General features: G+C 66.4%; 12 protein-coding genes. 8 read left to right on the top strand and 4 right to left on the bottom strand.

Annotation, left to right across the window (positions count from 1 at the left end; all coding sequences use genetic code 11):
* Positions 1-46: 46 nt before the first annotated feature.
* A complete protein-coding gene (locus tag AB0L82_RS22685; protein ID WP_364639446.1) occupies positions 47-2359 on the bottom strand; it encodes an arylsulfatase in 2313 nt (770 codons plus the stop codon).
* Between the two features lie 284 nt (positions 2360-2643).
* On the opposite strand from AB0L82_RS22685, the gene AB0L82_RS22680 reads away from it, so the two are divergent.
* The 5 genes from AB0L82_RS22680 (at position 2644) to AB0L82_RS22660 (ending at position 8838) form a co-directional block, all read left to right on the top strand.
* A complete protein-coding gene (locus AB0L82_RS22680) occupies positions 2644-4233 on the top strand; it encodes an ABC transporter substrate-binding protein (protein ID WP_364639443.1) in 1590 nt (529 codons plus the stop codon).
* A complete protein-coding gene (locus AB0L82_RS22675; RefSeq protein WP_364639441.1) occupies positions 4230-5189 on the top strand; it encodes an ABC transporter permease in 960 nt (319 codons plus the stop codon). Before AB0L82_RS22680 ends, AB0L82_RS22675 begins: the two co-directional genes overlap by 4 nt.
* Positions 5186-6100, top strand: coding sequence for an ABC transporter permease (locus AB0L82_RS22670; RefSeq protein ID WP_364639438.1), 915 nt, complete (start codon positions 5186-5188; stop codon positions 6098-6100). Before AB0L82_RS22675 ends, AB0L82_RS22670 begins: the two co-directional genes overlap by 4 nt.
* Positions 6097-7902 carry an ABC transporter ATP-binding protein gene (locus tag AB0L82_RS22665; protein ID WP_364639435.1) on the top strand — a complete coding sequence of 602 codons (1806 nt, stop codon included), beginning with the start codon at positions 6097-6099 and terminating at the stop codon, positions 7900-7902. Before AB0L82_RS22670 ends, AB0L82_RS22665 begins: the two co-directional genes overlap by 4 nt.
* Before the next feature lie 153 nt (positions 7903-8055).
* Complete coding sequence (locus tag AB0L82_RS22660) at positions 8056-8838, top strand: helix-turn-helix transcriptional regulator (RefSeq protein ID WP_364639432.1); 783 nt, start codon at positions 8056-8058, stop codon at positions 8836-8838.
* Between the two features lie 11 nt (positions 8839-8849).
* On the opposite strand, the gene AB0L82_RS22655 is transcribed toward AB0L82_RS22660, so the two are convergent.
* On the bottom strand, positions 8850-10598 hold the full coding sequence (locus AB0L82_RS22655) for an NTP transferase domain-containing protein (protein WP_364639429.1): 1749 nt from the start codon (positions 10596-10598) through the stop codon (positions 8850-8852).
* 350 nt (positions 10599-10948) lie between these two features.
* On the opposite strand from AB0L82_RS22655, the gene AB0L82_RS22650 reads away from it, so the two are divergent.
* Positions 10949-11779, top strand: coding sequence for a helix-turn-helix transcriptional regulator (locus AB0L82_RS22650; RefSeq protein WP_364639426.1), 831 nt, complete (start codon positions 10949-10951; stop codon positions 11777-11779).
* A 12-nt stretch (positions 11780-11791) separates the two neighbouring features.
* Here the strand turns inward: AB0L82_RS22650 and AB0L82_RS22645 are convergent, their stop codons facing one another.
* Positions 11792-12673, bottom strand: coding sequence for an alpha/beta hydrolase (locus tag AB0L82_RS22645; protein ID WP_364639423.1), 882 nt, complete (start codon positions 12671-12673; stop codon positions 11792-11794).
* A gap of 221 nt (positions 12674-12894) precedes the next feature.
* Between AB0L82_RS22645 and AB0L82_RS22640 the strand changes: the two genes are divergently transcribed.
* Together AB0L82_RS22640 and AB0L82_RS22635 are read left to right on the top strand one after the other, a co-directional pair.
* Positions 12895-13314 carry a hypothetical protein gene (locus AB0L82_RS22640; protein WP_364639420.1) on the top strand — a complete coding sequence of 140 codons (420 nt, stop codon included), beginning with the start codon at positions 12895-12897 and terminating at the stop codon, positions 13312-13314.
* Between the two features lie 22 nt (positions 13315-13336).
* Entirely contained in the window at positions 13337-13657 is a 321-nt protein-coding gene (locus tag AB0L82_RS22635; RefSeq protein WP_364640438.1) for a WhiB family transcriptional regulator, read from the top strand.
* On the opposite strand, the gene AB0L82_RS22630 is transcribed toward AB0L82_RS22635, so the two are convergent.
* Positions 13654-14394 (bottom strand): VOC family protein, encoded by a 741-nt coding sequence (locus tag AB0L82_RS22630; RefSeq protein ID WP_364639417.1) that lies wholly within the window; start codon positions 14392-14394, stop codon positions 13654-13656. The two genes, AB0L82_RS22635 and AB0L82_RS22630, sit on opposite strands and share 4 nt — an antisense overlap.
* Positions 14395-14408: the final 14 nt, after the last annotated feature.

Below are 14408 nucleotides of genomic sequence, written 5' to 3'. Positions count from 1 at the left end.
GACGCAGGCCCGCACGATCACGTGCGGGCCTGCGGTCTGCCGGTCGCTATTCGGCGATCAGTTCGGCTTCGGAATCCAGTGCGCGCTGGGTGTCCTCATCGACGCCGATCGCGCCCGGGCGGTAGGTGACCGAGCGGAGGTCGCCGGTGTAGCGGAAGACGCCGCGGCGGTCGCGCAGGTCCCAATCGACCGGGCCGCGGGAGTCGAGGCCGACGGAGATGCCGGTCCACGGAGCCATGCCGACGAGTTGGACCTGGTCGGGGAGGTGGGCAGCGCGGACGCCGTCGATGCCGATGGTGAAATCCCAGCGCAGATGCGGGCGGACCACCGCCGAGACCGTGAAGTGCTGGCTGCCTTCGGGAATCGCCCCCGCGTCGACGGTGGTGTAGCGGCCGTAGGCGTTGTAGCCGAAGAACAGGTGGCCGTTCTCGACGAAGAGCAGGTAGCCGCCCTGGGGGTCGCCGTGTGCGACCAGGACGCCTTCGTCACCGGGCCGGTAGTCCGCCACCTCGACGGCAATCGTGAAGTCGCGGTAGGCGATCAGGCGCTGGGAGCGGTAGCGCTCCAGGGTGGGGGTGCCGGGCAGGATGCGGACGCGTTCGCCGAATCGCGCCTCTTCCGGGCGGCGCGTGGCCAGATCCTGGCGGGTGACGAGCGGGAAAACCGTGTTGTGCCAGGCGGCGTCGTCCCAGGCGGCGGAGAGCTCGGCCACCTTCTCCGGGAAGCGCTCGGAGAGGTCGTGCAATTCGGTGGGATCGGTGCGCACGTCGAACAGCTGCCAGCGCGGATTGTCCACGCCGCGTGCGGGTTCGGCCAGGGCCAGCAGTTTCCAGCCGTCGCGGTAGAAGCCGCGGTGGCCGGTCATCTCCGAATACTGTTCGATATGCCGGGAGACGGCCCGCTGATCGCGCAGCACCTCGATCGCCGAAATGCCGTCGAATTCCTTGGCGGGCAGTCCATTACGCACCGACGGGCGTTCCAGTCCCGCGAGCTCGAGCAGCGTCGGGGTCAGATCGGTGATGTAGGTGTACTCCTGGCGAATGCCGTTGTCGTCCTCGGTGCGCGGCAGGCCCTTGGGCCAGGACAGCAGGAACGGGACGCGGACGCCGCCCGCGAAGGTCTGCCCCTTGTAGAAACGGAACGGGGTGTTGGACGCCTGGCCCCAGCCGCGCGGATAGTGCACGCCGAGCTTGGCGCTGCCGATGAGTTCGTCATCGTGCGGCACATCGCGTTCCCAGTCCGGCTCGTCCACCTGCGCGAATTGCGCGAAATAGGTGCGGGTGCCCTCCGGGCCGCCTTCGGCGGTGCCGCCGTTGTCGGAGGTGAAGACGATGATCGTATTGTCGAGTTCGCCGAACTGCTCCAGGGTTTCGACGATCCGGCCCAGGCTCTGGTCGATGCTGTCGACCATGCCCGCGTACACCTCCATGTACCGCTCGAACCGGGACCGCTGCTCGGGCGTCAGCGAATCCCATTCCTGCGCTTCATAACCGGGCTCGGTATTGCGCGGCTTCTGCTGTGTGCCCTCGGGGAACAGGCCCTGTGCGAGCTGGGAGGCGAATCGGCTCTGTCGCAGGCGATCCCAGCCCTCCCGGTATTTGCCGCGATACTTGGCCAGGTCTTCCGGCTTGGCCTGCAGCGGGCCGTGCATGGCGGTATGCGCGAAGTACAGGAAGAACGGCTTATCGGCGTCGTGCGCGCGCAGTTCCTTGATATAGCCGATGGCGCGATCGGTGTAATCGTCGGTGAGGTAGTAGCCCTCCGGATACTCCTCCACATCCACCGGTGAGCTGTCCGAGACCAGCTGATTCGGGTGGTAGAAGGAGTTCAGGCCCTCCAAAGACCCGTAGTACCGGTCGAATCCGCGCTGGGTCGGCCAGGAATCGCGATTCGCGGCCGGATGCAGCGTGGCATCGCGCACCAGATGCCATTTACCCACCGCGTAGGTGGCATATCCATTGCCGCGCAGGATCTCCGGCAGCGTCAGCACATCATCGGCAAGCTCGAGCCGCAGCCCCGGATAACCGGGATCGGCATTGGCGACGAAACCGAATCCGGCGCGATGCGAATTCACGCCCGTCAGCAGCGCGGCCCGCGACGGCGAGCACAGCGGCGTGGTGTGGAAGTTGGTGAGCCGCAGACCATTCGCGGCAATGCGATCCAGCGTGGGGGTGTCGATCTCGGAGCCGAACGGGCCGATATCGCTGAAACCCATGTCGTCGACCAGCACCACGATGATGTTGGGCGCACCGGCCGGGGCGGTCGGCGGGTAGATCCACTCCGGGGTCGAATCGGCGGTGGTGCGGCCGATTTCACCGGCGAAGTTCTCGTAACCACGAGCATGAGGGGGAACAGGCATTCTCTCAGCAAAGATCCGGTCGCGCCGCATCGGCCAGGGTTTCGCGCACGCTGCGCACAACCGGTGATCGAGTGCTCACCCGCTGTTAGCGTCGCCGCATGCACACCAGTCGCTTCTGCACGCCCAGCACCGGAATCATCCGGCCCGCTCGGGTGCTGTGCTGTCGACCCTGTGCCTGACGCGCCCGGCCCGCGCGTATTCCGCATTTCTGAAAAAGTCCCCACGGGTGCGTCCGCAGCACCCCGGCCGCCGTCCGCGCGGCCACAAATCTCGAGGATTTCCCCATGAATTCGTCCCCCGGCGGACTGGATCGTCGTCGTTTCCTGCGCAATTCCGGCGTTGCCGCACTCGCCATCTTCGGCGGCGGCGCACTGGCCGCCTGCACCTCCGCGGTGAACCAGAGCAAGGGTGGCGGGGACGACAATGCCCAGCCGGTCAAGGGCGGCACCCTGAAGTACGGCGTGCTCGCGGATCTGGTGCCCGCGAATATCCTCACCAATACAGGTACCACGCCGTACGTGGTGGGCCTGGTCTTCGAAACCCTGGTGCGCTACCCGCACGACAAACTGGAACCGCAACCGCTGCTGGCCGAGAAATGGACCCTCGCCCCGGACGGCCAGTCCATCACCCTGGATCTGCGCAAGGATGTGAAATTCCATTCCGGCCGCGCCTTCACCGCGAAGGATGTCGAGTTCTCGCTGCGCACCTACGCGGATCCGAAATGGTCCGCGCAGCTCAAGAGCACCGCCGCCGCCATCACCGGATACGACATCGTCGATCCGAATCGCATCAAGCTGACGTTCTCGCAGCCGCTGGGCAATATCTTCGATCTGCTCGATACCGCGCCCATTCTGGACAGCGAGTCCATCGATCAGCTGGGCACCGGCGAAAAGATCGTCGGCACCGGACCGTTCAAGTTCGTGCAGCGAATCCCCAACCAGCAGTTGGTCTTCGAGAAGAACGCGGACTACCGAGTGCCGGACCGGCCGTACCTGGACCGGGTGGAATTCGCCATCATCTCCGATAACCAGGCGCAGTTGAACGCGCTCAAGTCCGGTCAGATCCACTTCGCGGACGGCATCACCTACCGCGATAACGAGAACCTCGCCAAGACGGACGGCTACCGCGTCATCAACTACGAGGGCGCCGAACTCCAGATGTACGTCGGTGCGAACGTGCAGGATCCGGCCCTCGCCGATCCGAAACTGCGCCAGGCCATCGCGTACGCCATCGACCGCGACCGGGTCATCGCCGAGGTGTTCCGCGGCTCCGGCTATGCCACCAATCTGCCGTGGCCCAAGTCCTCTCCCGCCTTCGACGACGCCCGCAACACCCGGTTCAAGCGCGATGTGTCCAAGGCCAAGCAGGCGCTCTCCGGGGTGCCCAAACCGCCGAAGCTGCCGCTGGCCTACAGTGCCGGTTACGCCACCCACGAGGCGACCGCGCAGATCGTGCAGGCCAACCTCGCCGAGATCGGCATCGAAACCGAGCTGGTGCCAACGGAATACGCCACCTTCGTCAAACAGCTGATCGGCGCGCAGTTCCCGGGTCTGTGGATCACCGACCATTCCTGGGCGCAGTTCGTACCGTCCACGCTGACGGTCAGCGCCTACCCGTTCAATGCCCGCAAGAACGCCTCGCACTACGAATCGCCCGCCTATATCGCCGCGGCCGACAATGCCTGGAAGCTGCCGCAGGGCACCGGACCCGACGCGGTGCGCGCCTACCAGGCGCTGAGCGATCAGCTACTGGACGGCCTGTTCCTGATCGAGATCGGCGTCCGCCTCGCCCAGGGTTCCGCCACCCGCAAACTGCACAATGTCGGCTGGACCAAGCGCCGCGAACTGGATCTGCGGGAGACGTTCCTGTCATGATCGCGTATCTGCTGCGCCGGGTGCCTTCGGCCGTGGCGGTGTTGTTCGGCGCATCCGTGCTGATCTTCCTGCTGCTGCGGCTGGTGCCCGGCGATCCGGCCCAGACCCTGGCCGGGCCGGACGCCACCCCCGACACCATCGCGAGCATCCGGCATCAGCTGGGGCTGGACCGGTCCATTCCGGCGCAATACCTGAGCTGGCTGCACGGGGTGTTCACCGGTGATCTGGGCCGGTCGTACATCATCGGCGGCCAGATCTCCGATCTGGTCGGGCGCGGGCTCACCAATACCCTTGTACTGACCGCGTTCTCGCTGTTCCTGGCGATCACGGTCAGCCTGGTGGTGAGCGTGTCCGCCGTGCTGTTCGACCGGCGCTGGCTCAATGCCGTTGTGGCGGCGATCAATACGGTCGCGGTGGCGGTACCGGTGTTCGTGACCGGAGTGCTGCTGGTGCTGGTCTTCGCCATCGCCATTCCGATCCTGCCCGCCGGTGGCATCCCGCCGGACGGGTTCATCGCCAAACCCGATATCGCCGTGCAGTATCTGCTGCTGCCCTCGATCTGCCTGTCGTTGCCGGTGATCGCGGCGCTGACCCGATTCCTCACCGAATCGCTGCGCACCGAATTGCGCAAGCCGTACGTGCTCACCGCACGCGCACTGGGGATTTCGCATCGGCGGATCGTCACCCGCGGCGCGCTGCGCAACGCCCTGCCGACGCTGCTGACCGTGCTCGGCATCCAGACCGGGCAGCTGCTCGGCGGTGCGGTGCTGGTCGAAGCCGCCTTCGCCTGGCCGGGTATCGGGCAATTGATCGAACAGGGCATCAATCGCCGCGACTATCCGGTGGTGCAGGCGCTGCTGCTGTTCTCGGTGGGAGTATTCGTGATCATCCAGCTGACCACCGATGTGGTGCACGCCTATCTCGATCCGCGCATTCGCATCGGAGGCCGGGCATGAGCGACCTCGCACTCGCCGAATCGGTGGACAGCACCGGGAATCCGGTGGAAAGCGCCGAGACGCCGGTCAAAAACGCCGAGCGCGAACCGAATTCGGCCCGGCCGAGCTGGCAGGCGCTGCGCCGGGGGCAGGGATTGGCGGGTGTCCTGCTGGTCGCGATCATCGCCCTCGCGGGCCTGGCCGCCGGACTGCTCACGAAATACGATCCGCTACAGCAGATTCCGGGTGCGAACCTGCTCGGGCCCAGCGCCGACCACTGGCTCGGCACCGACAATGTCAATCGCGATGTCTTCACTCGCGTGCTCTACGGCATTCGCATCGACCTGTTCATCGCCCTGGTGGCGGTGCCCGCCGGTGCGCTGCTCGGCGCGCTGACCGGCCTGCTGGCCAGCGTCAACACTATCGCCGATGTGATCACCCAGCGCATCTTCGATCTGATTCTGGCCTTCCCCGCGCTCATCTTCGCCATCGCGCTGTCCGCCATCACCGGACCGGGGGTGCAGGCGGTGATCGTGGTCATCATCGCCGCCGAGGTCCCCATCTTCGGCAGGCAGATTCGCACCGCCATCCTGGCCGTGCGCGAACAGCCCTTCGTCGAGGCCGCCGAGGTCATCGGCGCGGGCACCTGGTGGACACTGCGGAAACATGTGCTGCCCAATGTGATCGAACCGCTCTCGGTGCAGCTGGCGCTGTCCATGTCGCTCGCGGTCTTCGTCGAGGGCGCGATGAGCTTCATCGGCATCGGTGTGCGACCGCCGGATCCCTCACTGGGATCACTCATTTCCGAATCCATCGCCAATCTGGACGCCAACCCGGCCTTCGCCATCGGACCGCTGCTGGTGGTGTCCGGTCTGACCCTCGGATTCCTATTGATCGCCCAGGCCCTGGGCCGCGCCCGGAGGATCGGATGAGCGAGCACGAGACAGCGCCCGGGGCGCTGCTGGATATTCGGGACCTGGTGGTGCGCTTCGGCACTCGCACCGTGGTCGACGGGGTGCGGGTGCGGGTCGGCCGCGGTGAGACGGTGGCGCTGGTCGGTGAATCCGGATCCGGGAAATCGCTGACCGCGCGCGCGGTACTCGGCCTGCTGCCCGAGGGCGCGCACGCCGAAGGCTCGATTCGACTGGGCGACACCGAGATCATCGGCACCCCCGACGCCGAACTGCGCGCACTGCGCGGCACCCGCGCCGCCATGGTGTTCCAGGAACCGCAGACCGCGCTCAACCCGGTGCAGAAGATCGGCACCCAGATCGCCCAGGCGCTGCGCGCACACCGGTCGATCGGCAAGGCCGAGGCCAGAACCCGCGCCATCGAACTGCTCGGCCTGGTCGACATCCCCGAACCGGCCAAGCGGGTGGACTGGTATCCGCATCAGCTCTCCGGCGGGCAGAAACAGCGCGTGGTCATCGCGCTGGCGCTGTCCGGCGAACCCGATCTGCTCATCGCCGATGAGCCGACCACCGCCCTGGACGTCACCGTGCAGGCCGAAATCCTGGACCTGCTCCGGGAACTGCAAGCCCGCACCGGCACCGCCATCCTGTTCATCACGCACAACCTCGGCGTGGTGGCGGCCATCGCGGACCGCGTGGTGGTGATGCGCGCGGGCCGGGTCGTCGAAACCCGGCCCGTGCGCGAGCTTTTCACCGATCCGGAGCAGGAGTACACGCGAACGCTGCTGGACGCCGTCCCGGTGCTCCCCGGAACGGTTCCCGCGCCGCGCGATACGACTCCGGTCACCGAATCGGCCGCCGTGGTACCCGACGGCATCTCGTCACTTCCCGCGTCCTCGGCGGCGAGCGCCGGGCAATTCGGCCGATCCGTCATCTCGGCACCTGTCGAAACGCCGGAAGAGGAACCGGTGCTGCGCCTTTCGCATGTCTCGGTGGTGTATCGCCGCCAGCGCAAGGAATTCCGCGCGCTCCAGGATGTCTCGCTGACGGTAGCGCCGCGCGAGGTGATCGGGCTGGTCGGTGAATCCGGTTCCGGTAAGAGCACTCTCGGCCGCACCGCGCTCGGACTGGTGCCGTCCGCCGGCGGCGAGGTGGTGTTGCAGGGCGTACGGCTGAACGGCCTGGGCAAACGCGATCTGCGCGGCCTGCGCAAGAACGTGGCCCTGGTGCATCAGGATGTCACCGCGTCCCTGGATCCCCGTCGCACGCTGGAGGATTCCATCGGCGAACCGCTGCTGGTGCATCGCGCCGCCTCCGGTGCGCTGCTGCGCGCCAAGGTGGGCGATCTGCTGGAATCGGTCCGGCTGCCCCGCGATTACGCCACTCGCCGTCCCGCCGAACTCTCCGGCGGCCAGCGCCAGCGCGTCGCACTGGCCCGGGCACTCGCGCTCGCGCCCCGGCTGCTGGTGGCGGACGAACCCACCAGCGCCCTGGACGTTTCGGTACAGGCGCAGGTGCTGGACCTGTTCACCGATCTGCGCGAAGAATACGGATTCGCCTGCCTGTTCATCAGCCACGATCTCGCGGTGATCAACCAGATCGCCGATCGCGTGGTCGTGCTGAAACAGGGCGGTGTGGTCGAAACCGGGCCGGTGGCAGATGTTTTCGGCAATCCCGCGGCCGACTACACCCGCCGCCTGCTGGCGGCCGTTCCCGCACCCGATCCGGACCGGGCGCGGCGCTCGGCATACGGTGCCGTCGAGTTCGACGGGCCGAGCGCCGGCTCCGCCCCCGAGCAGCCGCGGCTGGCGCTGGGGGCATGAGCCGAATTCCCATCAGGATCACCGACATATACAAACAGGGATAGTCGCGCGTACCTGTAATTCGCCCGATTCATGCGAGCATCCACCGAAGGGGGCAACCCGGTGGCATCCCGAACGGGATGCCGTGCGCCGGGCGAGCTGAAGGGAGCTGCGGTGGTCGCCGATGCGCCATGCGGACATGAATCTCGGGAGCTGGAAGCGCCCACTTTCGGAAATCTGCTGCGGCGATTACGCGACGGCCGCGGACTTTCCCGCGAACGCCTGGCATTCAACGCGGGCGTAAGCGCCAGCTACATAACGCATCTGGAGAAGGGCGAGCGCGGTAACCCAACCCGCGAGGTTGTGGAAGCGCTTACTCGCTATCTGGATCGACTGGAACCGCTCGGTGCGGCCGACCATCGTCAACTGAGTGAGCTGGCAGGGCTGGGAGCGGGCGATCTGCCCACCGTGGAGCAATTGTGCGGCGCCATCACCGAGAATATGCGCCGGGTACTGGATCTGCATCGCCCCAACCTGGCCGCCTATATCGACGTCCGGGCGAATGTGCTGGCCTGGAACGACAGCTGGGATGACGCCTTCCCCGGCGTTACCGAGGACGGCAATATGCTCCGCTGGCTGTTCGGCAACGATCTGGCGACTCGCGTCCTGGTGAATTGGGAAGCCGATGTGCGACAGGTGGTCCGGTGGCTGCGCGGATTGATCGGCCGCTCCGGCGATACCGCCGGATTCACCGATCTGCTCCAGGAACTCGGCGAATTCCCGAAATTCCGGCAAGCCTGGAGCGAGGGCGGCGTGGCCTTCGCGCCCCATGTCTGGACCCTGCACCTGCGCAATCCCGTAACCGGCCTCCGCCGCAAGATCTATGCCCAGACCGGCCGCATAGACACCGGCGCCTACCCCGGCCAGCTCATGGCCATCCTCGGCCTCAGCAGCTGAGATCCGCTGTGTCAGCGTGGGAGTGGTATGAACTCCACCGGTGCGTTGTCCGCCGCCTCGGCGGGGACGATGACCAGGCCGTCGCGGTCCAGGAGTCCGGCCAGGTGGGCGGTGCGGATGCCCACGTCGCCGATCCAACCGCCCGCGGGATCGGCGCGGGCGGGGACGATTCGCGGCGCGGGGCCGGAGATTTCGGCGGCATTGGCCAGTGGGCCGATCAGCGGGCGCGCGGGGAGCGCGCCCGTGAGACCCTCGACGACCGCGTGGATGAGCGCCAAGAGCGTCGCCATGGCGGCATACGGGTTACCCGGGAGGCCGAGAACGACTGGGCCGGAGGCCAGTTGGGCCGCGACGGTGGAGCCGCCGGGCCGCAGGCGCAGGCGGCTGAGCAGTACCCGGGATCGAGCGCGATCCAGGGCGGCGCGGAGTTGATCGGCCGCGCCGCCGCCGGTGGCTCCGACGATCACCAGCAGATCGCAATCATCGGCGGCCGCGAACACCTCGTCGAAGGCGTTCGCGGTGTCCCGCAGGTGAACCCGGTCCACGGTGTCGATGCCGTACCAGGTGAGCAGATCGGGGAGGATGGGGCCGAGGGAGTCGCGGGTCTGCCCGGTGTGCAGCGGGCCCTCACTGCGAATCTCATCGCCCGTCATGACGATTCGCACCCGCACCGGACCGCGCACCGCGAGCGTGCGCACCTCGGCACTGGCCGCCACCGAGATCAGCGCGGTATTCACCGGCGTACCCGCGGGCGCGAGTTCGGCCCCCGGCAGCCAGTCCTCGCCGCGCCGCCGCACATCATCGCGAATCGGGCTGTCCGGCAGGCGATGTAGTCGACCGTCGGCTGCCACGCGCACGAATTCATCGCGCACCACGGTTCCGGTGCCGTCGGGCACATGCGCACCGGTGGCAATGCGCACCGCCTCACCGGGTAGCAGCCCCACCGGCCGCTGCCCGCCCGCGAATCCGATATCGCGGCGCAACTGCCACGGTCCGTCCCCGCTCACCGCGTACCCGTCCATGGCGCTGACATCGAAACGCGGCAGCGCCTCGACCGCGAGCATCGGTTCGGCCAGCGCCGCCCCGCGCGCGGGGCGCACCGCCGACTGCCGCACCCGCAACCGGGATATGTTCCGGCGCAGCGTCTCCCGCGCCTCATCGAGGGATACCGGTACCGCCGACCGCCCCGCACCCGTGCGGGCCTCCCGCACATCGTCGGGCGTATCGCAGTCCTGCACCCCGGCCAGCGCCACCGTGGCGGTGTCGATCGGCACCAGTGCCTTCATCGGCCGATTCGCCAGGGAATCAAGACGATTCAGCGCCTCGGCGAGCGCGGACCGCCGCCACACCCCGACCAGATACTGCGGTCGTCCCGATTCATCGGTCGCGAATACCGCGTCACTTCCGGATTCCCTTGCGTACGCGAGTAGTTCGTCTACCGCACTGGATGTGAGAAATGGCATGTCCGCGGCGAGCACCACAATGTGCTCGGCGGGGAATTCGCAACCGTCGAGCATCGCCATTCCGGCGGCGATCGCGGCCACCGGACCGGCCCCGGCCGGGACCTCTTGGGCCTGTAGGATTTCCGGCCCCAGCTCCGGCCGATGCGGTCCGACGACCACGATCCGGGCACAGTCCGACACCGCGGAAAGCGCCGCATCCAGCATCGATCGGCCGCCGACCACAATGGCGGGCTTATCGACCCCGCCCATCCGGCTGGCTCGCCCACCGGCCAGCACAATCGCGTCGACGGTGGTCACGAGGCGTACGCGGACAGGCTGATGATCATGGTTGAAGATCGTAGTGGCTATCGCTCGGGCGGCCCCGGAAGTGGTGTCTCGACAGCAGTTTCCAAGGCTTGCTAAGCAATTGCTCCTGTGCGTCGAGTTGCACGTTGTGTCCCGACACATAGTAGAAATGATCATGTTTTGAACTTCTGAACAATCGCATATGGCAGTATCCGGAGCCAGAGCTGAGGGGGTCGAGGGAGATTCGCCACAGTTCACAGCAGGCGTTACAGCGGGTCCCGCTGTCCGGAACCAGCGAGTACCGGATCGATGAAGGTTGGTTTGCTGAATGTTTGTGGAGAGGGAACGGCGTGGTGCTGGGCGTGAAACCGAATAGAGACTTCGAAGAGCTGAAACCGCCGACATTCGGCCTCCTGCTGCGCAAGCTGCGCGACACCCGGGGTGTATCCCGCGAAAGGCTCGCGTTCAACGCGGGCGTGAGCGCCAGCTACATCAGCCATTTGGAGAAGGGCGATCGCGGACATCCCACCCGCGAGGTGGTGGACGCCCTGGTCCGATATCTGGACCGAATAGACCCGCTGTCCGTGGTGGAACGCCGGCATCTGCTCGACCTGGCCGGTCTAGGCGTCAGCGAATTCCCCTCGATACAGCAACTCCGCGCCGAAATCACCGATGACATGCGCCGCGCGCTCGATCTGCACGAGCCCAATCTCGCCGCCTACATCGACACCCGCTGGAATGTGCTGGCCTGCAACACGAGTTACGCACGCGCGTTTCCTGGTCTCGAAGAAGACGTCAATATCCTGCGCTGGTATCTCAGCAACGACAAGGCTCGCGAAGTCATGCTCGAATGGGAGGAGGAAGTCCGGGTCACCGTGCATTGGCTGCGCGGCCTCATTGCCAGCTCCGGCGATACCGCCTGGTCGGCGGACTTTCTGGCCGAACTGGGCCGCTTCGGACTGTTCCGCGAAATATGGGATGAGGGTATTGCCGCGTATGGGCGGCCGAATTCGATCATGCATCTCGCGGACGATGTCACCGGCCGCTGTCGCGCCATCGATGTGCAGTTGTTCAGCGTCTTCTCCGCCGCCTATCCCACTCAGATCCAGATTTTCCTCGGCATTCCCACCTGGTGCGCGGATACCGGCGTCCAGCTCGACTCCGGTCATCCGCATCTCACCCGGGACGAATAGCGCCCGGCGGATTCAGCGCGCGATATGAATTCCGGCCGCCGCGCGCCCGGGCAGCCATGGGTGCGCGAGGGCCTGCGCGAGCATGTTCCCGCGCCGTGCGGTGGCCCGCCGCACCAGGCGAATCAGCAAGGGCGTCAATACTTCCGGATGCGTCCACGCCGCGCCGTGCCCGGCGCCCGGAATGGTCACCACGCCATCCGCGCCGACCAGCCCGGCCGCCATCGTGGCGCATTCGCGCGCGGTGCTGACCTCATCCCGGCTGCCCCGGACCACCAGGGCGGGCGCGGCGATCTCGGGTAGCCGGTGCAGTAGCGAACGCCGCTCCAGCAGGCAGCGCACCGCGGGCAGCACGGCCTGCCGATCACAGCTGTACCAGCGACTGGTCCAGGCCCGCCATAATCGCGGATCGGTACCGCCGATCAGCCGCGGGGCCAATTCCGCGACCAGCGGCGCCATCGGCTCGGGGCTCGCCCAGCGCTCGAAAAACGCGCGCTGACAATCGAGTTCGGCGGCCGTGCAGGCATCGGCCCCGGTGGCGATCAGCGCCAGCGCGCGCACCCGCTCGGGCGCCAGCAACGCCAGCCGCAGCGCGGTATATCCGCCCTGACCCATCCCCCCGATTACCGCTTTTTCTATCCCCAATTCATCCAGCACCGACAAGGTGTCCGCGGCCATATCCCAGTAGGTGAACTGTTCGCCGCCGGGTGTCTGCGTACGTCCGTGACAACGCGCATCGATTGTCACCAGATTGATTCCGGCAGCTGCCAGAGGTTCGCGCACGGGTTCGAACATGGTTTCGTCCATCAGAAATCCATGGCTGAGAACGAGTGTCGGTCCGGGAATATCGCTGCTCACGAAATGCACCGTGGCAGCACCTGATCGCACATAAGGCATGGTCAGACCGTAAAGGCCGGAACAGTCCGCGCCCTAATGTTTGCCCGTGCAGTGCCAGACCCCCTTCGGTGCTGTTCCCGACGGGTACCCACACTGGTCAGTGTCAGTACTGCTAGGGGTTTGCCCCAGATGCCCGCAAAACTGGACAACAAGACCTTTCGGCCTTTTAAATCAGCGCGTGACGCTTTTGGGAAAGGCGTCAATTCGATAGGGAGGAAATAATGTTCGACGTCACCGCTTCCGCTCGCCGCGACTTCCGGATCGATCATGGAGCCGCACTGCGAGATTCGCTCGAGGGATTGCTGTTGCACGACGGTGTCGGACTGGATGCGCGTATGCGGCATGCCATTGCGGCGGTCGTGCATCTCGCGGTCGACGCACCGCTGGGCGTACCGGAGGACGCCGAGGAATTTCTCGGCCGACTCGATTCCTCATGGCTCTTCGCCGCCTGGAACGACTCCGATACCGAATTGTCACTGCTCAATACGCTCGCGCTCGGTGAGGTGCCCGCGCTGTCCTGGTGCGAACTCATGTTCACCACCGCGCTCGCGCCGTGGTCCGAAGCACCCGCCGCGGTGCACGCCCGCCGGGTATTCCACTGCGGGGAACAGGCTCGATTGGCCGCCGTCGCGGGCGAGTAGCGGCCCGCGGGCCCGAACGCGAATTTCTGCCGACACTGTCAATGAAGAGGTGAACGACGTGCGAATGCTTTTCACCAATTTCGACGCGATGTTCGAAAACATCACTCGTAAAAACGAATTCGAACCGGAATCCTGGCATCAGCAGGCGCTGTGCACACAGACCGATCCGGAAGCCTTCTTTCCGGACAAGGGCGGGTCCACCCGCGAGGCCAAGCGCATCTGCGGTTCGTGCGAGGTGCGGCGGCAATGCCTGGACTACGCCCTCGCCCATGATCAGCGTTTCGGTATCTGGGGCGGTCTCTCACCGCGCGAGCGCCGCCGCTACGAACGCGGGGCGGCCTAACCCGAAGCTGCTTGCAGCAGACAGAATTCGTTCGTTTCGGGATCGGCCAGCACCAGTGCCGGCGCATTGGCCGACGGGGTATCCGGAGTGATCGGCAGGGCGCCCGCGGCGCGCAGGCGCGCGGCTTCTTCCACGGGGTCATCGCTGGGGAAAGCGATGAGATCCAGATGCAGCCGACTGCATTCGCCCAGCGCCTCGGGCGTGCGTAGGAACTCCAGCCAGGGTCCCTGCCCGGTGGCCGAACGGATTCCGGCATAGCGGGCACTGTCATGGGTGACGGGCCAGCCCGACGCCTTCGACCAGAATTCCGCCAGCCGCAACGGATTCTCGGTATCCATCACGATCGCCGCCACCGCACCGGTATCCACATAGTGTTCGCGCGGCTCCAGCACGCAGAACTCATTGCCCTCGGGATCGGCGAGCACCGCCCACGGCACCGTGCCCTGTCCGATATCGAGCCGCCGCGCGCCCAGCGATAGCGCTCGATCCACCTGCACCCGTTGATGATCCAGCGATCGACTGGACAGATCCAGGTGCATGCGATTCTTCGCCGACTTGGACTGGCGGGCCGGTAGGAAGGTGAGCGCCACATCCAGCCCATCCGGGTCGGAGGCGGCCACATCGACCTCGCCGGGGCGGTCCACCAGCACCTCCCAACCTAGCAGTTCGGCCCAGAAGCGGGCTACGCTCCTGGGCTCGATCGCATCGAACACCACGCATGCCAGACGGGTGGACATATTTCAACGGTAAC

It is taken from the genome of Nocardia sp. NPDC052001 (assembly GCF_040680615.1).
Classification (GTDB): Bacteria; Actinomycetota; Actinomycetes; order Mycobacteriales; family Mycobacteriaceae; genus Nocardia.
The sequence above is the reverse complement of the archived record's forward strand: the minus strand, read 5'-3'. Positions and strand labels throughout refer to the sequence as shown.